General features: G+C 74.1%; 21 protein-coding genes, 1 tRNA gene and 1 pseudogene. 16 read left to right on the plus strand and 7 right to left on the minus strand.

Annotation, left to right across the window (positions count from 1 at the left end):
• Positions 1-267 precede the first annotated feature (267 nt).
• The gene (locus tag ACWEO5_RS30750; protein ID WP_452165455.1) at positions 268-1,152 is read left to right on the plus strand and encodes a LuxR C-terminal-related transcriptional regulator; all 885 of its coding nucleotides are present in this window, start codon (positions 268-270) and stop codon (positions 1,150-1,152) included.
• A gap of 58 nt (positions 1,153-1,210) precedes the next feature.
• A complete protein-coding gene (locus tag ACWEO5_RS30755) occupies positions 1,211-2,752 on the plus strand; it encodes a polysaccharide biosynthesis protein (protein WP_452165456.1) in 1,542 nt (513 codons plus the stop codon).
• Positions 2,753-2,971: 219 nt separating this feature from the next.
• On the opposite strand, the gene ACWEO5_RS30760 is transcribed toward ACWEO5_RS30755, so the two are convergent.
• Positions 2,972-3,469 (minus strand): MarR family winged helix-turn-helix transcriptional regulator, encoded by a 498-nt coding sequence (locus ACWEO5_RS30760; protein WP_452165457.1) that lies wholly within the window; start codon positions 3,467-3,469, stop codon positions 2,972-2,974.
• Between the two features lie 118 nt (positions 3,470-3,587).
• On the opposite strand from ACWEO5_RS30760, the gene ACWEO5_RS30765 reads away from it, so the two are divergent.
• The gene (locus tag ACWEO5_RS30765) at positions 3,588-4,385 is read left to right on the plus strand and encodes a methyltransferase domain-containing protein (RefSeq protein WP_452165458.1); all 798 of its coding nucleotides are present in this window, start codon (positions 3,588-3,590) and stop codon (positions 4,383-4,385) included.
• 7 nt (positions 4,386-4,392) lie between these two features.
• Here the strand turns inward: ACWEO5_RS30765 and ACWEO5_RS30770 are convergent, their stop codons facing one another.
• The 3 genes from ACWEO5_RS30770 to ACWEO5_RS30780 are packed head-to-tail and all read right to left on the minus strand — an operon-like array spanning position 4,393 to position 7,014.
• Complete coding sequence (locus ACWEO5_RS30770) at positions 4,393-5,244, minus strand: DMT family transporter (protein WP_452165459.1); 852 nt, start codon at positions 5,242-5,244, stop codon at positions 4,393-4,395.
• Between the two features lie 55 nt (positions 5,245-5,299).
• Positions 5,300-5,983, minus strand: a complete 684-nt coding sequence (locus ACWEO5_RS30775) for a TetR/AcrR family transcriptional regulator (RefSeq protein WP_030921941.1) — start codon at positions 5,981-5,983, stop codon at positions 5,300-5,302.
• Positions 5,984-6,009: 26 nt separating this feature from the next.
• On the minus strand, positions 6,010-7,014 hold the full coding sequence (locus ACWEO5_RS30780; RefSeq protein ID WP_452165460.1) for an acyl-CoA desaturase: 1,005 nt from the start codon (positions 7,012-7,014) through the stop codon (positions 6,010-6,012).
• A 236-nt stretch (positions 7,015-7,250) separates the two neighbouring features.
• Here ACWEO5_RS30780 and ACWEO5_RS30785 point away from each other — a divergent pair.
• The 6 genes from ACWEO5_RS30785 to ACWEO5_RS30810 all read left to right on the plus strand — a co-directional run bounded on the left by ACWEO5_RS30785 (position 7,251) and on the right by ACWEO5_RS30810 (position 11,937).
• Positions 7,251-7,321 (plus strand) — tRNA-Gln (locus tag ACWEO5_RS30785).
• A 112-nt stretch (positions 7,322-7,433) separates the two neighbouring features.
• Positions 7,434-8,879: a bifunctional UDP-N-acetylglucosamine diphosphorylase/glucosamine-1-phosphate N-acetyltransferase GlmU gene (glmU, locus tag ACWEO5_RS30790; protein WP_452165461.1), complete on the plus strand. Its 1,446-nt coding sequence runs from the start codon at positions 7,434-7,436 to the stop codon at positions 8,877-8,879.
• Positions 8,880-9,033: 154 nt separating this feature from the next.
• Positions 9,034-10,014: a ribose-phosphate diphosphokinase gene (locus ACWEO5_RS30795; RefSeq protein WP_344554167.1), complete on the plus strand. Its 981-nt coding sequence runs from the start codon at positions 9,034-9,036 to the stop codon at positions 10,012-10,014.
• Positions 10,015-10,258: 244 nt separating this feature from the next.
• The gene (locus ACWEO5_RS30800) at positions 10,259-10,864 is read left to right on the plus strand and encodes a 50S ribosomal protein L25/general stress protein Ctc (protein ID WP_452165462.1); all 606 of its coding nucleotides are present in this window, start codon (positions 10,259-10,261) and stop codon (positions 10,862-10,864) included.
• Between the two features lie 110 nt (positions 10,865-10,974).
• A complete protein-coding gene (pth, locus tag ACWEO5_RS30805) occupies positions 10,975-11,550 on the plus strand; it encodes an aminoacyl-tRNA hydrolase (protein WP_344554169.1) in 576 nt (191 codons plus the stop codon).
• Positions 11,551-11,679: 129 nt separating this feature from the next.
• Entirely contained in the window at positions 11,680-11,937 is a 258-nt protein-coding gene (locus ACWEO5_RS30810; protein WP_344554170.1) for an LPXTG cell wall anchor domain-containing protein, read from the plus strand.
• A 76-nt stretch (positions 11,938-12,013) separates the two neighbouring features.
• On the opposite strand, the gene ppc is transcribed toward ACWEO5_RS30810, so the two are convergent.
• Positions 12,014-14,773 carry a phosphoenolpyruvate carboxylase gene (gene ppc / locus ACWEO5_RS30815; protein ID WP_452165469.1) on the minus strand — a complete coding sequence of 920 codons (2,760 nt, stop codon included), beginning with the start codon at positions 14,771-14,773 and terminating at the stop codon, positions 12,014-12,016.
• Positions 14,774-15,032: 259 nt separating this feature from the next.
• Between ppc and ACWEO5_RS30820 the strand changes: the two genes are divergently transcribed.
• Complete coding sequence (locus ACWEO5_RS30820) at positions 15,033-16,304, plus strand: sensor histidine kinase (RefSeq protein WP_452165463.1); 1,272 nt, start codon at positions 15,033-15,035, stop codon at positions 16,302-16,304.
• Between the two features lie 81 nt (positions 16,305-16,385).
• On the opposite strand, the gene ACWEO5_RS30825 is transcribed toward ACWEO5_RS30820, so the two are convergent.
• Together ACWEO5_RS30825 and ACWEO5_RS30830 are read right to left on the minus strand one after the other, a co-directional pair.
• Entirely contained in the window at positions 16,386-16,850 is a 465-nt protein-coding gene (locus ACWEO5_RS30825; protein WP_452165464.1) for an SUKH-3 domain-containing protein, read from the minus strand.
• A gap of 83 nt (positions 16,851-16,933) precedes the next feature.
• Entirely contained in the window at positions 16,934-17,389 is a 456-nt protein-coding gene (locus ACWEO5_RS30830) for a YwqJ-related putative deaminase (RefSeq protein ID WP_344554174.1), read from the minus strand.
• A 354-nt stretch (positions 17,390-17,743) separates the two neighbouring features.
• Between ACWEO5_RS30830 and ACWEO5_RS30835 the strand changes: the two genes are divergently transcribed.
• From ACWEO5_RS30835 to ACWEO5_RS30860, 6 genes and pseudogenes are all read left to right on the plus strand, one after another.
• Positions 17,744-18,874, plus strand: coding sequence for a Gfo/Idh/MocA family protein (locus ACWEO5_RS30835; protein WP_452165465.1), 1,131 nt, complete (start codon positions 17,744-17,746; stop codon positions 18,872-18,874).
• Complete coding sequence (locus ACWEO5_RS30840) at positions 18,871-19,854, plus strand: NAD-dependent epimerase/dehydratase family protein (RefSeq protein ID WP_452165466.1); 984 nt, start codon at positions 18,871-18,873, stop codon at positions 19,852-19,854. Before ACWEO5_RS30835 ends, ACWEO5_RS30840 begins: the two co-directional genes overlap by 4 nt.
• Before the next feature lie 134 nt (positions 19,855-19,988).
• Complete coding sequence (locus tag ACWEO5_RS30845; protein ID WP_452165467.1) at positions 19,989-21,125, plus strand: DegT/DnrJ/EryC1/StrS family aminotransferase; 1,137 nt, start codon at positions 19,989-19,991, stop codon at positions 21,123-21,125.
• Positions 21,126-21,250: 125 nt separating this feature from the next.
• A complete protein-coding gene (locus ACWEO5_RS30850) occupies positions 21,251-22,357 on the plus strand; it encodes a DegT/DnrJ/EryC1/StrS family aminotransferase (RefSeq protein WP_452165468.1) in 1,107 nt (368 codons plus the stop codon).
• 123 nt (positions 22,358-22,480) lie between these two features.
• Entirely contained in the window at positions 22,481-23,482 is a 1,002-nt protein-coding gene (locus ACWEO5_RS30855; RefSeq protein WP_344554179.1) for an HNH endonuclease, read from the plus strand.
• A gap of 26 nt (positions 23,483-23,508) precedes the next feature.
• Positions 23,509-24,207: pseudogene (locus tag ACWEO5_RS30860) on the plus strand (SUKH-4 family immunity protein); the annotation flags it as partial.

Raw genomic sequence — 24,207 nt, forward strand, 5'->3', positions numbered from 1 at the left:
GCGCCCGCGAGGCCCTCGGCTGGACCCCGCGCCACCCCGACCTCGACCGGATCGTCGCCGACGCCTGGGAGTTCACCCTCGCCCACCGCGCCTGACCTGCCCGCTCCCGGGCCCGATCACCACCCCCGAAGACCCTGTGTACAGGAACTTCACCAAACCCCCACGCGTACTGGCGGGCGCCCGTAGGCTGGGTGGGACCGCCCTCCATTCACCGGGCGGTCCAAGGCACCGGTGGGGGTCGGGCCAGGAGCAGGGGGGCAAGGACGAATGGGGCGTACACGCGTCCTGGTGGTCGACGGCCACCGGATCTTCGCCGAGGCGCTCGCCACGGCACTGGCCGCGGAACCCGACGTGGACGTCAGGGCGGCGGGCAGTGCGGCGGCGGCCGAACGCGCGCTGGAGCGGGCGGTGGCCGAACACCGCCCGTACGACGTGGTGCTGGTCGACGTCGACCTGGGCGCCGTGCCGCCGCCGACCCGCGGCCCGGCCTCGTTACCCGCGCCCCGGCGCGCCCCGTCGAGGGGGCAACCCAAGCCGGTGGAAGCACAGTTGACGCACGGTCAGGTGGTGGGCGGGCAGGTCGAGGAGACCCGGCCGCTGACCGACGGGATCGCCCTGGTCGCCCGGATCAGGCGGGCCCACCCGCAGGTGCGGGCCGTCCTGCTGGCCGCCGCGGACGACCCGCAGCGGGCCGCCCGCGCGCTGCAGGCCGGGGCGCACGGCTGGGTGGCCCGGGAGAGCACGCTCGGCGCGCTGATGACCGTGGTGCGCGGCGTCCGGCGCGACGAGACGCACCTGCCGCCCGCGCTGCTCACCGGCGTGATCCGCGAACTGACCTCGGCCCGCCGGGACCGCTCGGAGAGCGAGCGCCTGGTCGCCGCGCTCACCCCCCGCGAGGAGGAGGTGCTGCGCTGCATGGTCGCCGGCCTCGGCCGGCAGGCCGTCGCGGAGCGGCTGTTCCTCTCCCCGCACACCGTCCGCACCCACATGCAGAACGTCCTGGGCAAACTGGGAGTGCACTCCACGCTCGCGGCGGTCGCGGTCGCCCGCCGGGCCGGGATCGCCCCCACCGACCCGCCCGGGCCGCCAGCCGCGCCCGCTCCCGTCCCTCCGCCGACCGTCGCCTCTGTCACAGGCCCCGGCGCGGGCTGAACGAGCCCCGCCCCTTCCCGCACGCTCCACTCCGTGAGTCAGGTAGACCGGAGGTCTGATGTCGCCGCACCGCACTGCCGCACGCCCGCCCGGGGCCCGCACCCTGCTGCCCGCCCAGCGGGCCGGTTCGACCGGCCTGCGCACCCTCGTCGTCGGGGCCGGCTCCGCCGGCACCGCCCTGGTCCGCGACCTGGACCGGACCCCGGAGTTCGGGCTCCAACCGGTCGGGGTGCTGGACGACGACCCCGGCAAGGCCGGCCTGGACGTCTCCGGCAGCCCCGTCCTCGGCCCGCTCGCCGACCTCACCGGCCTGGCCCTCGCCCACGGCGTCCAGGTCGTGGTCCTCGCCATCCCCGGCCTCCCGCACCAGCGGGTGCGCGAACTCGCCACCGCCGCGGCCGCCGCCGGCGCGGCCGTCCGCTACCTGCCGTCCTTCCTGTCGGCGCTGCGCCGCGAGGTGGTCGGCTCCGACATGCGCACCCTGGACGTCAACCGGCTGATCGGCCGGCACGAGGTGCACGTGGCCTCCCCGGACGTGCGCACCGTGATCGAGGGCCGCCGGGTCCTGGTCACCGGCGCCGGCGGTTCGATCGGCAGCGAACTGTGCCGCCAGGTCCAGGCGTTCGGGCCCGCCGCGCTCTACATGCTCGACCACGACGAGTCCAACCTGCACCGGCTCCAGCTCGACATCTGGGGCGAGGCGCTGCTCACCGACGAGTCCCTGGTGATCGCCGACATCCGGGACCGCCCCCGGATCCAGCAGATCTTCCGCGACCTGCGCCCCGACGTGGTCTTCCACGCCGCCGCGCACAAGCACCTGCCGCTGCTGGAACGCCACCCCAGCGAGGCGGTCAAGTCCAACGTGCTGGGCACCGACCACCTGGTCGAGGCCGCGCTGGCCACCGGCGTGGAGCGCTTCGTGCTGATCTCCACCGACAAGGCCGCCGACCCGACCTCCGTCCTCGGCGCCAGCAAGCGGCTGGCCGAGCTGATCGTCCAGGCCAACGCCCGGGACGCCCGCAACCTGGGCACCGGCGTCTTCGCCGCCGTCCGCTTCGGCAACGTCCTCGGCTCGCGCGGCTCGCTGCTGTCCGTGCTGGAGGAACAGCTGCGCAGCGGCGGCCCGGTCACCGTCACCCACCCCGACGTCACCCGGTTCTTCATGACCATCGAGGAGGCGGTCGGCCTGGTCCTGGAGGCCGGACGGATGGCCGAGGGCGGCGAGGTGTTCGTCCTCGACATGGGCGAGCCGGTCCGGATCGTCGACCTGGTGCACAACTTCGCCGAACAGGTGCAGCTCGGCGCGGACGAGGTGGAGATCCGCTACACCGGCCTGCGGGCCGGGGAGAAGCTCAACGAGGCGCTGTTCTCCGACAACGAGGAACGCCTCCCCACCGCCCACCCCCGGATCTTCGCCACCGTCGCCGACCACGCCACCGTCCCCGAGGACCTGGCGGGCGGCCTCACCGGCCTCTACGGCGCGGCGACCGTCAACTCCGACCCCGAGGTTCGCGAGCGCCTCGCCGCCCTCCTCCCCGGCTACCAGACCGCCCGCCCCAAGACCCCGGCCCTGGCGACCCCGTACCCGGACGGCTTCTAGGCAGAGCACCACCAAAGGCTCGGTTGAGAACGGCGGGAGGCGAAATCAGGGGCTCGGGGAACGGCGAGTCCGTGCTGCTGACGGCCGGAGCCCGTCGGAGGTCCGTGCTGCTGCGTGCCGTAAACAGAACCGGAAGCAGATGCGCTGGGCGGCAGTGAACCGTCAGCAGACCCGGGCTCGCCGTTCCCCGAGCCCCTGGTATGTCCCCTTCGCCGTTCTTTACTGCCCCGCGCGGTCGAAGGGGGCGACCAGGTTGCGCAGCAGGCCGGCGAGTTCGGTCTGCTGGGCGGGGGCGAGCTGGGCGAGGATCTCGCGCTCGTGGGCGAGCAGGCCGGCCAGGGCCTGGTCGGCCTTGTCGCGGCCGGCGTCGGTGAGGCGGACCAGGACGCCGCGGCGGTCGTCGGGGTCGGGGAGGCGGACGACCAGGCCCTTGGCGGTGAGGCGGTCGATCCGGTTGGTCATGGTGCCGGAGGTGACCAGGGTCTGGGTGAGGAGCTGGCCGGGGGAGAGCTGGTAGGGGGCCCCGGCGCGGCGCAGCGCGGTGAGGACGTCGAACTCCCAGGGTTCGAGACCGTGCTCGGCGAAGGCGGTGCGGCGGGCGCGGTCCAGGTGCCGGGCGAGGCGGCTCACCCGACTGAGGACCTCAAGCGGTTCCACGTCGAGGTCGGGGCGCTCTCGGCGCCATGCTGCGACCAGGCGGTCGACCTCGTCCTCCATGACGATCAGTGTATCGGGGGGTGTGTCGATGTGAAGTCTCTTGACATCAAGAGATAACAAAGGAACTCTCGGCGTCACACAGATATCTTGACGTCGAGATACTTTCGGGAGCCGCACCGTGCCCACCCACTGGGACGCCGACCAGTACCTCCGCTACGCCGACCTGCGGGGCCGCCCGTTCGCCGACCTGCTCGCCCGGGTCCCCGAACTCCCGCCCCGCCCCACCGTGCTGGACCTCGGCTGCGGACCGGGCAACTCCACCGCCGCGCTGCGCCGCCGCTGGCCGGACGCCCGGCTGCTCGGCCTGGACTCCTCGCCCGACCTGCTCGCCGAGGCCCGCCGCGCCGACGGCGGGCCCGTCGCCGAGTACCGGGAGCAGGACGTCACCGGCTACGACCCGGCGCCCGAGCGGCCCGACCTGATCGCCTCCAACGCCGCCCTGCACTGGATGGACACCGACACCGCCGACCACCTGGAACTGCTGCCCCGCTGGGCGGCCGCGCTGCGCCCCGGCGGGGTGATCGCCTTCCAGCTGCCCGGCAACTTCGCCGCCCCCAGTCACACCCTGCTCGCCGACCTGCGCCGCGCCCCGCGCTGGCGCGACCGGCTGGCCCCCGCCCGCCCGGACGCCTCCTGCCACGCACCGGACCGCTACGCGCGGACCCTGCTGGCGGCGGGCTGCACCGCGGACGTCTGGGAGAGCACGTACACGATGGTGCTGCCGGGGCCCGACCCGGTGCTGGAGTGGGTCAAGGGCTCCACCCTGCGCCCGGTGCTGGACCTGCTGCCCGGGGCGGCGGAGCGGGCGGAGTTCCTGGCCGAGTACGGGGCGCTGCTGCGCCGGGCGTACCCGGCGACCGAGCACGGCACGCTGTTCCCGTTCCGCCGGGTCTTCGCCGTCGCCGTCAAGCGCTGACGCGGCGTCACTTCGCGCCGGGCAGCGCCGGGTGGCGGCCCAGCACCACGACGCCGACCACGATCGCGGCCAGCCCGGCGCTCTGCCAGGCCAGCGCCCCCGGGGTGACCCGCAGCCGGTCGCCGAGGAAGCCGACCGCGCAGGCGATCCCGGCCAGCGGCTGGGCGGCGGTCAGCGCGGGCAGCGACATCCGCAGCGGCGCCGCCTCGAACGCGGACTGCACCAGCAGCAGGCCGATCACGCCCAGCCCGAGCACCGTGTACGGCGGCCAGGAGACCAGGGCGGCCGCCGCCCCGTCCCGGTCGATCCGGTCGAAGGTGGTGCGGGTGAGCGCGTCCTGCAGGCCGTAGAGCAGGCCGGCGGCCAGCGCCAGCAGGGTGGCCTCCTCGAACAGCGGCAGCCGGCGGGCCACCGCGACCAGCAGCAGGGCCAGGCCGGAGACGACCCCGAACACCAGCCAGTAGCGCAGCGGCCCGGCGGCGGCCCCGCCGCCCCGGGGCTGCCCGGCGGCGATGAACGCGGTGACGCCGAGGGCGATCAGGGCGACGCCGATCCAGCCGGGACGGCCCAGCCGGGTGCCGGTGATCCGGCGGGCCAGCAGCATCGCCCAGACCAGGTTGGTGGCCAGCAGCGGTTCGACCAGGGCGACCTCGCCCTGGCTGAGGGCGAGCGCGGACAGCACCTGGCCGCCGATCATGAAGGCGATGCCGAGCAGCCAGTCGGGCATCCGCATCAGGTCGAGCAGCAGCCGCCAGCGCAGCAGGTCGCCGCTGGGCGCGCGCTGGGCGGCGTGCTGCTGCAGGACGAACCCGGCGCCCAGGCAGCAGGCGGCGCCGAGGGCCAGCAGGAAGACCGCCACGGGTGCTCCTGTCGCGGAGGGCGGCCCGGGATCCCGATGCGGCCCGGGCCGGTCGTCAGTTCTTGCGGTCGCCGACCAGCTTGGGGTGCCGCTCCAGGCCCTCCAGGCCGTGCCAGGCGAGGTTGACCAGGTGGGCGGCGACCTCCGCCTTGGCGGGCTTGCGCACTTCCAGCCACCACTGGCCGGTCAGCGCCACCATGCCCACCAGCATCTGCGAGTACATCGGCGCCAGCCGGGCGTCGAAGCCCCGGGACTTGAACTCCAGGCCGAGGATGTCCTCGACCTGGGTGGCGATGTCGCCGATCAGCGAGGCGAACGAGCCGGTGGACTGGGCCACCGGCGAGTCCCGGACCAGGATCTTGAAGCCGTCGGTCGAGGTGTCGATGTAGTCCATCAGCGCGAACGCGGCCTGCTCCAGCAGCTCGCGGGAGTGCCCGCCGGTGAGCGCACCGGTGACCATGTCGAGCAGCAGCTGCATCTCGCGGTCGACGACCACCGCGTACAGGCCCTCCTTGCCGCCGAAGTGCTCGTACACGACGGGCTTGGAGACCCCGGCGCGCTCGGCGATCTCCTCCACCGAGGTGCCGTCGTAGCCGCGTTCGGCGAAGACCGTCCGGCCGATCTCCAGCAGCTGCTCGCGGCGCTGCTTGCCGGTCATCCGCACCCGGCCGGCCGCCTTGCCCCCGCTGCGGCGCGAGGGCTGCCGATGGCCGGCGCTGTCTCCGTTGGTCCCGTTCACCCCCCCATCATGCTGCAGGCGCTGCCTCATGCGGCGCGGCGGGCGGCGATCCGCTCCGCGCCGGGCCAGCGGACGTCGTGCGCCCAGCCCGCCCGCTCGAACCAGCGGATGACCCGGGCCGAGGAGTCGACCTGGCCGCGGAGCACGCCGTGCCGGGCCGAGGTGGGGTCGGCGTGGTGCAGGTTGTGCCAGGACTCGCCGCAGGACAGCACGGCCAGCCACCACACGTTGCCGGAGCGGTCGCGGGACTTGAAGGGGCGCGAACCCACCGCGTGGCAGATCGAGTTGATCGACCAGGTGACGTGGTGCAGCAGCCCGACCCGCACCAGCGAGCCCCAGAAGAAGGCGCTCAGCGCGCCCTGCCAGCTCCAGGTGACCAGGCCGCCGACCACCGGGGGCAGCGCGAGCGAGAGCAGCGTCCACAGCCAGAACAGCCGGGAGATCCGCCTTATGGCCGGGTCGCGGACCAGGTCGGGGGCGTACTTCAGCTGCGGGGTCTGCTCCTCGTCGAACATCCAGCCCATGTGCGCCCACCACAGGCCCTTGAGCAGGGCGGGGACGCTCTCGCCGTAGCGCCACGGCGAGTGCGGGTCGCCGTCCTTGTCGGAGTAGCGGTGGTGCTTGCGGTGGTCGGCGACCCAGCGCACCAGCGGGCCCTCGACGGCCAGCGAGCCGAGCACCGCCAGGCCCAGGCGCAGCGGGCGGTTGGCCTTGAAGGCGCCGTGGGTGAAGTAGCGGTGGTAGCCGACGGTGATGCCGTGGCAGGTCAGGAAGTACATGCCGACCGCGAGGCCGGCGTCCAGCCAGGACAGCCCCCGGCCCCAGGCCAGCGGGACGGCGGCGGCCACGGCGAGGAACGGCACGGCGATGAACAGGGACAGCGTCACGCGCTCCAGCGCGCCCTGCTTCTCGCCGCCCCTGGTCGCGGACAGTATGGTCGCGCCCCGCTCGGCGGTGGTGCGGTCGTCCGCGGTGGCGGTGCGGTCGTTCTCGGCGGCGCGCGGCGGCGCCTGCCCGGCCTCAATGGTCATGGCGCTTCCTGGGGGAGAGGGTCCGACAGATACCTACGTGGCCGTAACCTACGGCATCGTAGGTACCGGGCCCGGACAAGCGGAAGGGCCCCGGGCGGACGTGTCGCACTGTTCGCCCCCCGGTTCCCGGGCGGTCGGCGGGCCGGGGACGGGGCGTCGTTCGTGTGCCTTCGCCGAAGGTGGTGGAGCAACGGGCCGTCAACCCGTAGGCTGTGCTGGGCGCGCGACGCGCACTTTCCGCCGTGGTGTAATGGCAGCACAGGGCCCTTTGGAGGCCTTTGTCTGGGTTCGAATCCTAGCGGCGGAGCCCCTTCCGGCCGGTTTCCGGCCCTCCGGACCGTTTCGGACGGTTTCCGTTGTTTTCCGCTCGGTATCCTCGGTGCGCCCTCAATCCCGCATCGACCGAGGAGTCCTCCCGCGTGAGTGCCAACCAGCCTGCCGCCGTGATCGTGCTCGCCGCCGGGGGCGGCACCCGGATGAAGTCCAGGGCCCTGCCGAAGGTGCTGCACGAGATCTGCGGCCGCTCCCTGGTGGGCCACGCGGTCAGCGCGGCCCAGGAGTTGACGCCCCGCCAGCTGGTGGTGGTGGTCGGCCACCTGCGCGAACTGGTCCAGGCGCACCTGGCCGAGCACTACCCGGCCGCCCGCCCGGTCGTCCAGACCGAGCAGAACGGCACCGGCCACGCCGTGCGCACCGCGCTGGAGGCGCTCGCCGCCGACGGCGTGGAGCCGGACGGCACCGTGCTGGTCACCACCGGCGACGCCCCGCTGCTCACCGGCGCCACCCTGGCCGCGCTGGCCGCCGCGCACGCCGAGCAGGGCAACGCCGTCACCGTGCTGACCGCCCGGGTCCCCGACCCGACCGGCTACGGCCGGATCCTGCGCGGCCCGGACGGCGAGGTCACCGCGATCGTCGAGCACAAGGACGCCACCGCCGAGCAGCTCGCCGTGGACGAGATCAACTCCGGGGTGTTCGCCTTCGACGCCAAGCTGCTGGCGCTGGCCCTGTCGCTGGTCGGCACCGACAACACGCAGGGCGAGGAGTACCTGACCGACACCCTGGGGATCCTGCGCCGCGAGGGCCACCGGGTCGGCGCGGCGGTGGCCGCCGACCACCGGGAGATCGTCGGCATCAACGACCGGGTGCAGCTGGCCGAGGCCCGCCGGCTGCTCAACGACCGGCTGCTGGCGGACGCGATGCGGGCCGGCGTCACCGTGGTCGACCCGGCCTCCACCTGGTTCGACGTGCAGGTGACCTACGAGCCGGACGCGCTGGTCCACCCGAACACCCAGCTGCACGGCGCCAGCCACCTCGGCGAGGGCTGCGAGGTCGGCCCGAACACCACGCTGACCGCCACCGCGGTCGGCGCGGGCGCCCGTGTGAGCAACACCACGGCCGACCGCGCCGAGATCGGCCCGGAGGCGACCGTCGGCCCGTACGCGTACCTGCGGCCCGGCACCAGGCTGGCCCGGGGGGCGAAGGCCGGCACCTACGTCGAGATCAAGAACTCGGAGCTCGGCGAGGGGGCGAAGGTCCCGCACCTGTCGTACATCGGGGACGCGACGATCGGCGAGGGCACCAACGTCGGTGCGGCGTCCGTCACAGTGAACTACGACGGGGTGAACAAGCACCGGACGGTCATCGGGGCCCACTGCCGCACGGGTTCCGACAACATGTTCATCGCCCCGGTGACGGTCGGTGACGGCGCCTACACGGCCGCCGGGTCGGTGATCACCAACGACGTCCCGGCCGGTTCGCTGGGCGTCGCGCGGGCCCAGCAGCGCAACATCGCGGGCTGGGTTGAGCGGAAGCGGCCGGGTTCGGCCTCCGCCCGGGCGGCCGCTGAGGCGGCTGGGACGCAGTAGTCGCACGGGGCGGCCGGGGATCTTGAGGAGTGGTCCCCGGCCGCCGGACCGGCGGCGGGGCGCGTAACCTGAAGTACACACGTGCGCCATCGGGCCTGTTCGGCCGTGCCTCGGCGTACTCACCCAGAGTGGCAATACACGAGGAGACGGTGCAGTGAGCGGGATCACGACCTCCGGTGAGAAGAAGCTCAAACTCTTTTCCGGCCGTGCCCACCACGAACTTGCCGAGGAGGTCGCCCGCGAGCTGGGCACCGAACTCGTCCCGACCAAGGCGCTGGACTTCGCCAACGGCGAGATCTACGTCCGCTTCCTGGACTCCGCCCGCGGCGCGGACTGCTTCGTGATCCAGAGCCACACGGCTCCGATCAACCAGTGGATCATGGAGCAGCTGATCATGATCGACGCGCTCAAGCGCGCGTCGGCCCGCAGCATCACCGCGATCCTGCCGTTCTACGGCTACGCCCGGCAGGACAAGAAGCACCTCGGCCGCGAGCCCATCTCGGCCCGCCTGGTCGCCGACCTGCTCCGCACCGCCGGTGCCGACCGGCTGATGGCCGTGGACCTGCACACCGCGCAGATCCAGGGCTTCTTCGACGGCCCGGTGGACCACCTGTTCGCGCTGCCGATGCTCGCCGACTACGTCGGCAACCGGGTCCCCGACCGCTCCAAGCTGACCATCGTCTCCCCGGACGCCGGCCGGGTGAAGGTCGCCGACCAGTGGTGCGACCGCCTCGGCGCCCCGCTGGCGATCATCCACAAGCGCCGCGACATGTCGCAGGCCAACACCATCCTGTCCGCCGAGGTGGTCGGTGACGTCAAGGACCGGGTCTGCGTCCTGGTCGACGACATGATCGACACCGCCGGCACCATCTGCGCCGCCGCCGACGCGCTGTTCGACGCCGGTGCCGCCGACGTCATCGTGGCCGCCACCCACGGCGTGCTCTCCGGCCCCGCCGCGGACCGGCTGAAGAACTCCCGGGTCAGCGAGTTCGTGTTCACCAACACCCTGCCGACCCCGGCCCAGCTCCAGCTGGACAAGATCACCACGCTGTCGATCGCCCCGTCGATCGCCGCCGCGGTGCGCGAGGTGTTCGAGGACGGCTCGGTCACCAGCCTCTTCGAGGGCGTGCACTGACCCCTCGTCAGACCGTCGGTCGGCCCCCCGCTCCACGTCGAGCGGGGGGCCGATTTCACGTCCGTGCCACACCCCGGTTAGTCTTGGGAGACTGCTCGGCGAGGGATGCCCTTCTGGTGCTCCGTGATCGACGCGCGAGAACGATGCGCCTTGATCGAACCGCCGAGCGTCCCCCCAACACTTGAGGGTGTGGCCCGGCGGTTCTGTCGTTCCTGCACCCCTTCGCTTCACGAGGAGTGCAGTCGTGTCCGAGATCCGCATCGCCGCCGAGTCCCGCACCGAGTTCGGCAAGGGTGCCGCCCGTCGCGCCCGTCGCGCCGGCTTCGTCCCCGGTGTCGTCTACGGCCACGGCCACGCCCCGGTGCACCTGAACCTGCCCGGCCACGACCTGATGATGGCGCTCAAGACCCCGAACGCCCTGCTGGTCGTCCCGATCGAGGGCAAGGACGAGTTCGTGCTGCCGAAGGCCGTGCAGCGCGAGGCCATCAAGCGCACCATCGAGCACGTCGACCTGCTGCTGGTCAAGCGCGGCGAGAAGGTCACCGTCGAGATCCCGGTCCACACCGAGGGCGAGCTGGCCCCCGGCGGCAACCTGATCGAGAACGTGCTGAACGCCCTCCCGATCGAGGCCGAGGCCACCCACCTGCCCGAGTCGGTCACCGTCTCGGTCGAGGGCCTGGAGGCCGGCGCCGCCATCACCGCCGGCGACATCGCCCTGCCGTCCGGCGTCTCGCTGGCCGTCGAGGCCGACGCCGTCGTGCTGCAGGTCATCGGCGCCCAGGCCCCCGAGGCCACCGAGGAGGAGGCCGAGACCGAGGCCGCCGCCGACGAGGCCGCTTCCGAGGCCTGATCACCACCGCTTCGCTGCCCCGGCCGTCCCGCCCCCGTGCGCGGACGGCCGGGGCAGCGGCGTGTCCGGGATGATGTGACGGTACGGAGAACACCCGCGTGAGGAGCGGCATGAGCGAGTACGACGGCCCCTGGCTGGTGGTGGGCCTCGGCAACCCGGGCAAGGAGTACGCCCGCAACCGGCACAACATCGGCTTCATGGTGGTCGAGCTGCTGGCCCAGCGGATCGGCGCCAGGTTCAAGGCGCACAAGAGCCGCGCCCAGGTCGCCGAGGGGCGGCTGGCGGGCCGGCGGGTCGTCCTCGCCGAGCCGATGACCTTCATGAACCTCTCGGGCGGTCCGGTCACCGCGCTGCGCGACTTCTACAAGGTGCCGACGTCGGCGGTCGTCGCCGTCCACGACGAGCTCGACCTCGACTACGCCGCGCTGCGGCTGAAGACCGGCGGCGGCGACAACGGCCACAACGGCCTCAAGTCGATCACCAAGTCGCTCGGTCCCGACTACCACCGGGTCCGCTGCGGCATCGGCCGCCCGCCCGGCCGGATGGAGGTCGCCGACTTCGTGCTCAAGGACTTCTCCGCCACCGAGCGCAAGGACCTCGACTGGTTCGTCGACCGGGCCGCCGACGCCGTCGAGGCGCTGCTCTCGGACGGCCTGGAGCGGGCCCAGCAGAACTACAACTCCTGACCCGCCCGCCACCACCTTCCGTACACAACGTTCATGCAACGCTTGCCCCCAGGAAGCTGACCCGGGGTCAGAAAGGCCACGGAATCCGATACCGTCGAAGCCGGTACAGCAGGGATTGAAGTGCCGTCTATGGGGGTATGGACCGTGATCCGGTCGAAGCGAGTGGGCAAGGTCGTCGGAGGCACCGTGCTGTGCCTGGCCGCCGGAGGGTGGACCGCCGGCGCCGCCGCGGCCGCCGAACCCAGCACCGGTCCGGAGCCCGCCGCCGCCCGGCTCGCCCCGCCCACCGGCTCCGTCGGCTCGTCCGGCGTGTACGCGGTGGGCGGCGGCCTGGTGGTGGTGGCCGGCGGGGCGGCCGCCTGGCTGCGCAAGCGCAAGAAGGTCTGACGCGGGACGACGGACGGCGGCCCGCCCCCTCGGTGAACGAGGGGGCGGGCCGCCGTCGTGCCGCGGGCGGGACCGGTCAGCCGGTGTTGCGCAGGCCCGCCGCGATGCCGTTCACGGTGAGCAGCAGCGCGCGGGCGCGCAGCGGGTCCTCCGGGCGGCCGGCCGCGACCTCCTCGCGCTGCCGGCGCAGCAGCGCGACCTGCAGGTAGGAGATCGGGTCGAGGTAGGCGTCGCGCACGTTGAAGGTCTGCTTGAGGACCTCGTTGTGCTCCAGCAGCTCCGACTCGCCGGTCAGCCGCAGCACCTCGCGCAGGGTGAGGTCGTGCTCGGCCACGATCTGGTCGAAGACGTGGTGCAGCTCGGCCGGGACCAGCTGCTCGACGTAGTGGCGGGCGATCCGCAGGTCGGTCTTGGCCAGCGTCATCGCGACGTTGGACAGGAAGTTGCGGAAGAAGTGCCAGTTGCCGTGCATCTCGTCGAGCACGTCGGTCAGGCCGGCCTCGCGGGCCGCCGCCAGGCCGGAGCCCACGCCGTACCAGCCGGGCACGATCTGCCGGGACTGGGTCCAGCCGAACACCCACGGGATGGCCCGCAGGCCGTCCAGGCCCGCGCCGCTGTCCGGGCGGCGGGACGGGCGGGAGCCCAGGTGCAGCGAGGCCAGCTGGTCGACCGGCGTCGCGGCGAAGAAGTACTTCGGCAGGTCCTCCTGCTCGACCAGGGCGCGGTACGCGGTGTGCGCGGCCTCGGAGACCTGGTCCATCGCGGCGTCCCAGCGGGCCAGCTCCTCGGGGGCCTGGCGGGGCGCGGTGTGCAGCGCGGACGCGGCCAGCGTGGCGGAGAGGGTCAGCTCCAGGTTCTCCCGCGCCAGCGACGGCAGCAGGTACTTGTCGCTGATCACCTCGCCCTGCTCGGTGACCTTGATCTCGCCCTCCAGGGTGCCCCACGGCTGGGCGAGGATCGCCTCGTGCGAGGGGCCGCCGCCGCGGCCGACGGTGCCGCCGCGGCCGTGGAAGAGCCGCAGCCGGATGCCGTAGCGGTGCGCGACGTCGCGCAGCCGGCGCTGGGCGCGGTGGATCTCCCACTGCGAGGTGGTGATGCCGCCGAACTTCGAGGAGTCCGAGTAGCCGAGCATGACCTCCTGGATGTCGCCGCGCAGCGACACCAGCAGCCGGTACGACGGGTCGGAGAGCATCTCGTCCAGGATCCGGTCGGCCTCCTGGAGCTCGTCGGTGGTCTCCAGCAGCGGCACGATGCCGATCTTGGCGATGCCCGCGTGCAGGTCGATCAGGCCGGCCTCGCGGGCCAGCACCGCGGCCGCGAACACGTCGTCGGCGCCCTGGCACATCGAGATGATGTACGACTCGACGATCTCGTCGCCGAAGCGCTCGAAGCCCTCGCGGATCGTGGTGAACACGCCCAGCGTCTTGGCGCCCGCGGCGTCCAGCGGCGCCGGGGTCGGGGCCAGCGGGCGGCGCGAGCGCATCTCCTTGGACAGCAGGCGCTGGCGGTACTCGCGCGGCATGTCGGTGTAGCGCCACGCCTCCTCGCCGAGCCGGTCGAACAGCTGGCCCAGCGCGTGGTGGTGCGCCTCGGCGTGCTCGCGCACGTCCATGGTGGCCAGCTGCAGGCCGAACGCCTCGATGGTGCGGATCGCCCGGGCGAGGCGGCCGTCGGCGATCAGGCCGCCGCGGTGCGCCCGCAGCGAGTCCTGGATCAGCCGCAGGTCGGCGATCAGGTCGCGGGTGCCGACGTAGTCGCGGCCCGGGGTGGGCGCGGTGCCCGCGGCCAGCCGGTCGCGGGTGTTCTCCAGCTTGATCCGGATGCAGGTGGCCTTCAGCCGGTACGGCTCCTCGGCGTTCATCCGCTTGTAGCGCGGGCTCAGCTCCGGCAGGTGCTCCAGGTCGGCGTCCAGCGAGGCGAGCAGCTCCTCCGAGGCCCCGGCCAGGCGCACCGAGGTGGAGAGCGAGGCGCGCAGGTCGTCGACCGCCTCCAGGGCGTCCTTGATGCCGTACTCGTGCTGCAGGTTGAGCACGTCCCAGGTGACCCGCGGGGTGACGTTCGGGTTGCCGTCGCGGTCGCCGCCGATCCAGGTGCCGAAGGTCAGCGGGCGCACGCCCTCGGGCAGCGTCAGGCCGACCCGGGCCAGCTCCTCGTGCAGCTCCTCCAGCACCTCCGGAACGGCCTCGCGGTACAGCTCGTCCAGGTAGTAGACGGCGTTGCGGGCCTCGTCGGTGGGCTCCGGGCGGGCGATCCGCAGCTCGTCGGTCTGCCACAGCAGGTCGATCACCTCGGCCAGCCGGCGGTCGGCCTGGCGGCGGGCCGAGGTCTGCCGGGCGCTGTCGATCCGGCCGGTGACGTCCTGCTCGCGGTGGATGCGCTCCAGCAGCTCGCCGACCCGGCGCAGCTTGTTCAGCACCGAGCGGCGGGCCGCCTCGGTCGGGTGGGCGGTGAAGACCGGGCGCACCGCGAGGTTGGCCAGGGTGTCCGCCAGGTGCTTCGGGTCCGCCTCCTTCAGCTCGTCCACGGTCTGCGACAGCAGCGAGCCCTCCCGGGCCCGGCGCGCCGCGAACTCCCGGCCGCGGTGCACCTGCTCGGTGACGTTGGCCAGGTGGAAGTAGGTGGAGAAGGCGCGCACCAGCTTCGCGGCGGTCTCCAGGTCGATCTCCGCCAGCAGTTGCGCCGTCGCCTCGCCGTCGGTGCGGCTCAGCAGGCGCACCTGCTCGACCAGGCCCAGCAGTTCGGGGCCCTCCTGGCGGACCAGGGTCTCCCCGAGCAGATCGCCGAGGCGGCGGATGTCCGCACGCAGCGCGGCATTGTCGTCCGCGTCGGCGATCACGGAAGGGTTGTCCGCCGGAGTGGGGACCGGAGCGGTCACGGCTGTCTCCCTGTGGTGGTGGGGTTCGGCAACGGCTCTGACATCACCGCGGTGCGGGTGACGGGTGCGGACCGCGCTGTCCGACGGGCAACAGCATAGGTGGCACGGGGTGCCAGCACGGAGAGGTGGCCGGATGGCGGACAGGTCGCCGAACGCCGGGAGCCCGCCGGGCGTGCGCTGGCGCACCTGTCGGCGGGGGCGACTGCGTATCGTGTCGGGCATGAGTGAGAAGCCGGCGGGGGACGGCCTGTGGTGGTGGGCGCGAAGGCGCGGCGCGGTGCTGGACGTGGGACTGGCGGCGGTCTCCGGGGTGGAGTGCGCCGTCGGCGCGTACGGGCTGGTCCGGGACCGGCTGCACTGGGGGATGACCGCCACGGTGGTGTGCGTGGTGCTGGGGGCGCTCGCCGGGGCGTCGCTGGTGGTGCGCCGCCGGTGGCCGGTGGTGCCGGTGGTGGTGGCGCTGGTGTTCGTGCCCGGCTTCTTCGGCGTGGTGCTGCTGGTGGTGTCGCTGTACACGCTCGCGGCGACCTGGGAGTGGCCCTCGCGGCGGGCCCGGGTGGTGGTGCTGTCGGCGGTCGCGATGGTCGAGACCTTCGGCATGGTGCTGCTCGCGATGACGGCGCCCGCCAAGGCCCCGCCGACCGAACCGCTGCCGCCGACCTGGGTGTTCGTGGTGATCGCCGCGTTCGTCGCGGTCGGCATGGCCCTCGCCCCGATGGTGACCGGCCTGTACGTGGGGGCGCGGCGCCGGCTGGTGGAGTCGCTCAAGGACCGGGCCCAGGGCCTGGAGACCGAGCTGACGCTGCTGGCCGAGCAGGCCCGGGAGCGCGCCTGGCGGGCCCGGGTCGAGGAGCGCACCAGGATCGCCCGGGAGATGCACGACGTGGTCGCGCACCGGGTCAGCCTGATGGTGGTGCACGCCGCCGCGGTGGAGCGGATCGTCCCCAAGGACCCGGCGAAGGCCCAGCAGTCGGCGAAGCTGATCGGCGAGACCGGCCGGCAGGCGCTGGACGAACTGCGCGAGATCCTCGGGGTGCTGCGGATGACCGAGGCGCAGGAGCAGGTGGAGGCCCCGGTGGGCGGCCTGGCCGAACTGCCCGCCCTGGTGGAGCAGTCCCGGGTGGCCGGGATGGCGGTGGCGCTGACGGTCAGCGGCGAGCGCCGGTCCTACGTCGCCGAGGCCGAGCAGACCGCGTACCGGGTGGTGCAGGAGGGCCTGACCAACGCGCACAAGTACGCGGGCGGGGCCCGGGTGTCGGTGCTGCTGGCGTACGTGCCCAACGGGGTGCGGGTGTCGGTGGTGAACGAGTGCCCGGGCGGGGCCGCCGCGCCGGTGGCGCTGCCCAGCGGCGGCAACGGGCTGGTCGGGATGCGCGAGCGGGTGATCGCGCTCGGCGGGGCCTTCCACGCCGGGCCGGAGGGGGACGGCGGGTTCCGGGTCGAGGCGGTGCTGCCGTCCCGGCTGCGGCGCGCGGTGGCCCCGCCCCGCTGACCGGGCCGGGGGCAGGGGCAGGGGCAGGGGCTCGGGACGGGGACGGGGACGGGGACGGGGCCGGGGCCGGGCCGGTCGGGCCTACTCCGCGGCGTCCGCGGTGCGCAGCCGGTGCGGGGCCCGGCCGAGCACCAGGGTGCCGATCGCCCGGTCGACGCTGGGGCCCAGGTACCACTCGCCGGTGTGGTCGAGGCTGTAGACCCGGCCCCGCTCGTCGATCGCCAGCAGGGCCTGCCCGTACAGCTCCTCGCCGAGCGGGGCGAGCCGGGTGTCCAGGGCCCGGCCGAGGTCGGCCAGGGTGCGCGGGGCGTGCAGGCCGCAGCGCGGGTCGAGCAGGAACGGGGTGCGGGCCAGCGTGTCGCCCGCGCCCGGGACGTCGAAGGCCAGGCCGCCGAACTCGGCCCACGCCTCGATCGCGGCCGGGAACACCGCGTGCTGCGGGTCCAGCGGACCGCCGTACGCGACCAGGGCGTCGGCCCACAGTTCGGCCTGCCGTATCTCCCAGCGGCCCGGGTGCCAGCCGGCCTGCTTGAGGGCGGCGGCCACGTCGGCGGGGAAGCGGGGCTGGGTGCGGACGGTGCTGGCGTTCAGGGCGTGCTCCGGTGGTTCGGGGACGGGGGACGGGGCCGCTAGCGGGCGGGCGGGCCGACCGCGACGCTGGCCACGTTCAGGTGCTCCAGCAGCGGGGCGCAGGAGCGGCACGGCGGGGCGTGCGTGCCGTGTGCCGGGTCGCCCTCCTCGCGGATCCGCAGCGTGGTCATCCGGGCCCCCTTGAGCGCCTTGCGCGCCTCCTGCACCGTCATCGGCTTGCGCGAGGCCCGCTTCGAGCGGGCCGCGTCGACCTGCCCGAGGTACTGGGACAGCAGCGCCGCCTCCGGGCAGCGGCCCAGGAAGCGCTCGCGCTTCTCCACCGGCAGCCCCGCCAGGAACTCGCCGACCAGCGGGTGCAGTATCGGCGGCAGCTCCGACTTGTCCCCGGCCAGCGTGTGCACGTCGCCGCCGCGCAGCGACAGCGCGGCCGCGACCGCGGGCAGCAGGCTGTCGCGCTGGTGGCGCAACACGGGCGGCGGGCCCGACTGGTCCATGACTGCTCCTCGGCGTTGTGGTGCGGCGCACCGGCAGTTCTCCGCTGCCGGGGGTCTGCTGACGGACGGTGGATGACGCAGGGTAGCGGGACCCACGGACAGTGAATCCTCACCCCAGGGCGTCCAGCCTGCCAAACCGGTTCGCGACGCGCCGCGCCGGGGTGCGGACACGGGGCGCGCGGAGGTGTACGCAGGGCCGAACTCCCGCCCCGCGCGCCCCTGGTGGCCCGCACCGGTTTTGCCGATTGTGCCCCGATGGGCCCGGTCGGGCCGGTACCGTTCGAGCGACGCGGCGGCAAGGGGGGTCTTGCGATGGGGTCGAACGTCGTGGCGCACGAGGCGCCAGGGGAACACGTGCCCACACCGGGCAGCACCGAACAGCAACCCGACCGGCGGATCGGCCTGGCCGTGGTCGGCGCCGGCTACTGGGGACCGAACCTGGTCCGCAACGCCCAGCAGACCGCCGCACTGCGGCTGCACTGGCTGTGCGACCTCGACGAACAGCGCTCCCGCAAGGTCCTCGGCGAGTACTCCACGGTCGCCTCCACCACCTCCTACGAGCAGGTGCTCGCCGACGAGCGGGTCCGGGCGGTGGCCATCGCCACCCCGGCCGGCGCGCACCACCGGCTGGCCCGGGCCGCCCTGGAGGCGGGCAAGCACGTCCTGGTGGAGAAGCCGATCACCACCACCGTCGAGGAGGCCGCCGACCTGGTCGCCCTCGCCGACGAGCGCGGCCTGGTCCTGATGTGCGACCACACCTTCTGCTACACCCCGGTGGTGCGGCGGATCCGCGAACTCGTGCACGGCGGCGAGATCGGCGACGTCCAGTTCTTCGACTCGGTGCGGATCAACCTCGGGCTGGTCCAGCCCGACGTCGACGTGCTGTGGGACCTCGCCCCGCACGACCTGTCCATCCTCGACTTCGTGCTGCCGCCGGGCGTCGAACCGGTCGGCGTCAGCGCCCAGGCCGCCGACCCGATCGGGGCCGGCCGGGCCTGCGTCGCCTACCTGACGCTCCGGCTCTCCAACGGCGCGCTCGCCCACTGCCACGTCAACTGGCTCTCCCCGACCAAGGTCCGCACCACGCTGATCGGCGGCTCCCGCCGCACCCTGGTCTGGGACGACCTCAACCCGCAGGCCCGGCTCGCCGTCCACGACCGCGGCGTCGACCTCACCCCGCCCGACGAGCTCACCGACGCCATCCGGCACCGCGCCCTGATCTCCTACCGGGTCGGCGACGTGGTCGCCCCCGCGCTGGTCGAGCAGGAGGCGCTGCGCAACGTGATGGGCGAGTTCGCCGCCGCCATCACCGAGGGCCGGGCCCCGCTCACCGACGGCCGCGCCGGGCTGCGCGTGCTGCGCCTGCTGCACGCCGCCTCCCGCAGCCTCGAACTCGGCGGCGCGACCGTCCCGCTGGACGGCCCCGACGACGCCGGTCTGATCACCCGCCAGCTCCCCGCCCAGCAGAAGGCCACCGCCCGATGAACGCCGCCGTCCCCCTCGAAGGCTCCCGCTGCCTGGTCACCGGCGGCGCCGGAACCATCGGCTCCACCGTCGTCGACCAGCTGATCGAGGCCGGCGCCCGCGAGGTCGTCGTCCTCGACAACTTCGTCCGCGGCCGCGCCGCCAACCTGGCCCGCGCCCAGGAGCTGGCCGCCCCCGGCCGACTGCGGGTCGTCGACGGCGACATCCGCGACCGCGCCCTGCTGCGCGAACTGCTCGGCCCCGGCACCGACGTGCTGTTCCACCTCGCCGCGATCCGGATCACCCAGTGCGCCGCCGAACCCCGGCTCGCCCTGGAGGTCATGGTCGACGGCGCCTTCGACGTGGTCGAGGCCGCCGCCGAGACCGGCGTGCGCAAGGTGGTCGCCTCCTCCACCGCCTCGGTCTACGGCCTGGCGGACGTCTTCCCGACGCCCGAGACCCAGCACCCGTACCACAACGACACCCTGTACGGCGCCGCCAAGGTCTTCAACGAGGGCCTGCTGCGCAGCTTCCACGCCATGCACGGCCTCGACTACGTCGCCCTGCGGTACTTCAACGTGTACGGCCCCCGGATGGACGTGCACGGCCGCTACACCGAGGTGTTCATCCGCTGGATGGAGCGGATCGCCGCCGGACAGCCCCCGCTGATCTTCGGCGACGGCGCCCAGACCATGGACTTCGTCTACACCGAGGACATCGCCCGGGCCAACCTGCTGGCCGCCGCCGCCCCCGTCACCGACCGGGTCTACAACATCGCCTCCGGCACCGAGGTCTCGCTGCGCGGCCTCGCCGACGCGCTGCTCGCCGCCATGGACTCCGACCTCGACGTCGAGCACGGACCCGCCCGGGGCACCGCCGGCGGCGTGGTCCGGCGGCTCGCCGACGTCTCCGCCGCCGAGCGCGACCTCGGCTGGAAGCCCGAACTCGGGCTCACCGACGGGCTGCGCAGGCTCGTCGCCTGGTGGCGCGAGCAGGTCTAGTGCCGCGTCGGGCACAGCCGCCCGGCGGGCGGGCGGCCCCCGGCAGGCGGATGGCCCCCGGCAGGCGGGCGGGCACCGCCACCCCCGTAGGACCGCGCCAAGCGGAACCGTGCGTGATGCGAAGGAGCACCACCATGTCCACCATCCCCGTCATGATCCCGTGGCTCGGCGAGGAGGAGGCCGAGGCCGCCGCCGAGGCGGTCCGCTCCGGCTGGGTCGCGCAGGGCCCCCGGGTGGCCGCGTTCGAGCGGGCGTTCGCCGAGGCCGTCGGCGTGCCGCACGCCGTCGCCGTCTCCTCCTGCACCACCGCCCTGCACCTGGCGATGATCGGCGCCGGCGCCGGCCCCGGCGACGAGGTCGTCGTCCCCTCGCTGTCCTTCATCGCCACCGCCAACGCCGTCACCTACGTCGGCGCCGCCCCGGTCTTCGCCGACGTCGACCCGGCCACCGGCAACCTCACGCCCGAGACCGTCGCCCCGCTGCTCACCGACCGCACCCGGGCCGTCGTCGCCGTCGACCAGGGCGGCGTCCCGGTCGACCTGGACGCGATCCGGGCGCTGGCCGAACCGCGCGGCATCACCGTGGTCGAGGACGCCGCGTGCGCCGCCGGCTCCCTGCTGCGCGGCCGCCCGGCCGGGGCCGGCGCCGAGATCGCCGCGTACTCCTTCCACCCGCGCAAGCTCCTCACCACCGGCGAGGGCGGCATGGTCACCTGCCGGGACGCCGGACTCGCCGCCCGGCTGCGGCGGCTGCGCGAGCACGGGATGAGCGTCTCGGCCGCCGACCGGCACGCCGGCGCGGGCGGGGCGGGCGTCGTGGAGACCTACGACGAGATCGGCTTCAACCACCGGATGACCGACGTCCAGGCCGCGATCGGACTCGTCCAGCTCGGCAAGCTGCCCGCGATGGTCGCCCGGCGGCGCGAACTCGCCGCCCACTACCGGGAGTCGCTGGGGGAGGAGCTGGCCGCCCGGCTGGTCGACGACCCGGCGCACGGCAGCTCCAACTTCCAGTCGCTCTGGCTGCGGCTGCCCGCGGACGCCCCCGACCGCGGCGAGGTCCTGACCCGGCTGGCCGCCGACGGCGTCTCCGCCCGGCGCGGCATCATGGCCGCCCACCTGGAGGCCCCGTACAAGGGCACCGGGCGGGTGCCGCTGCCGGTGACCGAGGAGATCACCGCCCGGACGCTGATCCTGCCGCTCTACCACTCGCTCACCCACGAACAGGTCGAGCACGTCGTCTCGGCGCTCAAGGCGGCGCTGGGGCGCTGACGCGCCGACGCGCTGCTGCCGGGGCGCCCGCACGTGCGGCTTCCCCTCCCCGCCGCGATCCTTCCGTCGTCCGTCTTCCGACTCGCGCAGTTCCTCGCGCCCCTGGTCTGAGAGGTCCCGTCCCCGTGACTGACATCCCCCTGGTCGACCTGCACGCCTCGCACGCCGAGATCGCCGACGAGGTCCGCGCGGGCTTCGACGCGGTGCTGGCGAGCGGGGCCTACATCAAGGGCCCGGACGTGGCCGCGTTCGAGCGGGAGTACGCGGCGTTCTGCGGCGCCGGGCACGCGGTGGGGACCGCGAACGGCACCGACGCGCTGGAACTGGCGCTGCGCGCCCTGGAGTTGAAGCCCGGCGGCGGGGTGGTGCTGCCCGCGAACACCTTCGTGGCGACCGCCGAGGCGGTGGTCCGGGCCGGACTGCGGCCGGTGCTGGTGGACGCGGACGAGGAGCACCTGCTGATCGACGTCGAGCAGGCGGCGGCCAGGACGGGAGAGGCCGTCGCGCTGCTGCCCGTCCACCTGAACGGCCAACTCGCCCCGATGGAGGGCCTGCTGGAGATCGCCGACGGCCTGCCGGTGGTCGAGGACGGCGCCCAGTCGCAGGGCGCCACCCGGCACGGGCGGCCGTCCGGCAGCTGGGGGCGGATCTCGGCCACCAGCTTCTACCCCGGCAAGAACCTCGGCGCGTACGGCGACGCCGGCGCGGTCGTCACCGACGACGCCGAACTCGCCGACGCGGTGCGGCTGATCGGCGACCACGGCTCGGCCCGCAAGTACGTCCACGAGAAGTTCGGCTTCAACTCCCGGATGGACACCCTGCAGGCCGTGGTGCTGCGCGCCAAGCTCCGCCGGCTGCCGGCCTGGAACGAGGCCCGCCGGGCCGCCGCCGAACGCTACGACAAGCTGCTCGGCGGCCTGGACGGCATCGTCCTGCCGCGCACCCTGCCCGGCAACGAGCACGTCTGGCACCTGTACGCGGTCCGGGTCGAGCGCGGCCGCGACGCCGTGCTGGCCGCCCTCCAGGAGGCCGGGATCGGCGCCGGCGTCCACTACCCCGTCCCGGTGCACCTGCAGCCCGCGTTCCGGCACCTCGGGCACGGCGAGGGCGCCTTCCCGGTCACCGAGCGGGCCGCCGGACAACTGCTCACCCTGCCGCTGTTCCCGCAGCTCACCGAGGACCAACAGGCCCGGGTGGCCGAGGCGCTGGCCGCCGCGCTGCGCCGCCGCTGACCCGCACCGGGCACCCGGCCGGGCGGGCGGTCCGGCCGGGTGGGCCCGTGCCCCCGAACGCGAACGGCCGTTGCCCTACGCTGGTCCCCGAGGACATCGGCTTCTGCCAGTGGGGGACCACAGATGACGACAGGTCGGCCCGGCACCACCGCCGTGCCCAACGCGGCTTACGCGGGCCAGGTGGTGCAGTTCCCGGACCCGGTCCGGGCCCAGCGCCACCCCCGGGGCGTGCACGTCGACGAGAACGGGTACCCCGACTTCTCGCCGTACGCGGCCGCCGTCGCCGAGGTCGCCGACCCGCCGGAGGGCTTCGGCGTCGACGAACTGCGCCTGACCGACTACGTGTCGGCGAACGCCGCGCTCTACACCCAGGGCCACGAGCTCTGGGCCGACCTGGACAGCGCCGTCGCCACCCCGCCCGGCTGGACCTGGCACCACGCGGTGGGCGGCGCCCCCGAGGGCTGGCGCCGGATGGAACTCGTCCCGGTCGAGGTCAAGGCCCTGCTGCGGCACCACGGCGGCCTGGCCCGCTCCACCGCCGACCACGGCCGCCGCGGCACCCGCCCGCTCCAGGACCACCGCCCCGCGCACTTCTCGCTCGCCAAGGACGGCGGGGACCCGGTCACCGTCACCGAGGACCTCGTCCAGCGCGCCGAACAGCGCCTCGGCCACCCGCTGCCCACCGCCTACCGGGACTTCCTGAAGGTCACCGGCGGCCGCGGCCCGGTCGGCGTCGCCCTCGACGTCGACCTCGGCCTGCTCGTCGACCAGCCGTTCCTCACCCTCAGCGAGGAGTACGGCACCGACGACCTGGTGTACGCCAACAAGTGCCTGCGCGACCACCTCACCAAGGACCACCTCGCCGTCGCCTACCTGCAGGGCGGCCTGCTGACCGTCAAGGTCCGTGGCGAGGGCACCGGCTCGGTCGGCTTCCTGCCTTACGACGACGCCCGCGACGACGGCTCCGAGGAGCCCGTCGAACAGCGCGTGCAACGCCTCCTGCTGCCCTGCGGCGACAGCTTCGACGCGTTCCTGCTGCGGCTGGCCGGCAGCCCCGCGGAGCTGGAGACCGTCGCCGAACTCATGGTGGACGGCGGCTTCGCCCGCGCCGTCCCGGCGAACTGACCGAAGGAACAGGGGAGGGACGAGACGTGGTGACCACGTACGCGCAGGCGCAGGAGACCGCCGACGACTGGATCAACGCCGGGGTGCCGCGCTCGCAGCACCGCGAGGTGAAGGTCCGCGAGTTCGACCTCGGCTACGTCTGCTGGGCCGTCGACGGCAGCGAGCACACCGGCGGCCCCGGCAGCTCGCTGCGCCTGGTGATCGCCCGCGACAGCGGCGCCAGCACGCTCTGGCCGCCGCTGCCGGTCAACGAGGTGGTCCGGCAGTACGAGGAGCTGTACGGCACCGGGAGCGCCCCCAACCCGGCCGGCGCCGCCAAGCCGGTGCGCGGCGACGTCGAGGCCACCTCCTTCCTGCTCAGCCCCCCGCAGTGGTTGCTGGAGGCCGGGGCCGCCGCGGTCGCCGCCGAGGCCGACCGGATCGCCGAGCCGCCCGCGCCGCAGCCGCCCGCGCCCGTTGTGCCCGCTCCCGTCGCGCCCGGGCCGGTGCCGCCCGTGCCGCAGGCCGTGCAGCCTCCCGCACCCGTGCCGCTCGGCGCCACCCCGCCGTACCCCGCGCCCGGCGCGCCCGCCGCCCCCGCCGGGCCCGGCCCCGCGGTCAACTACGCGGCGACCATGCTCGCCACCGACGGCCCGCCCGGCCTGATGGGCCTGCCCGGCGCCCCCGGCCCCGGCGAACCGCTGCCCGGCGCCCCCGGCCTCCCCGGTGCCCCCGGCCCGCTCGGC

The sequence above is a fragment of the Kitasatospora sp. NPDC004272 genome, assembly GCF_053603035.1.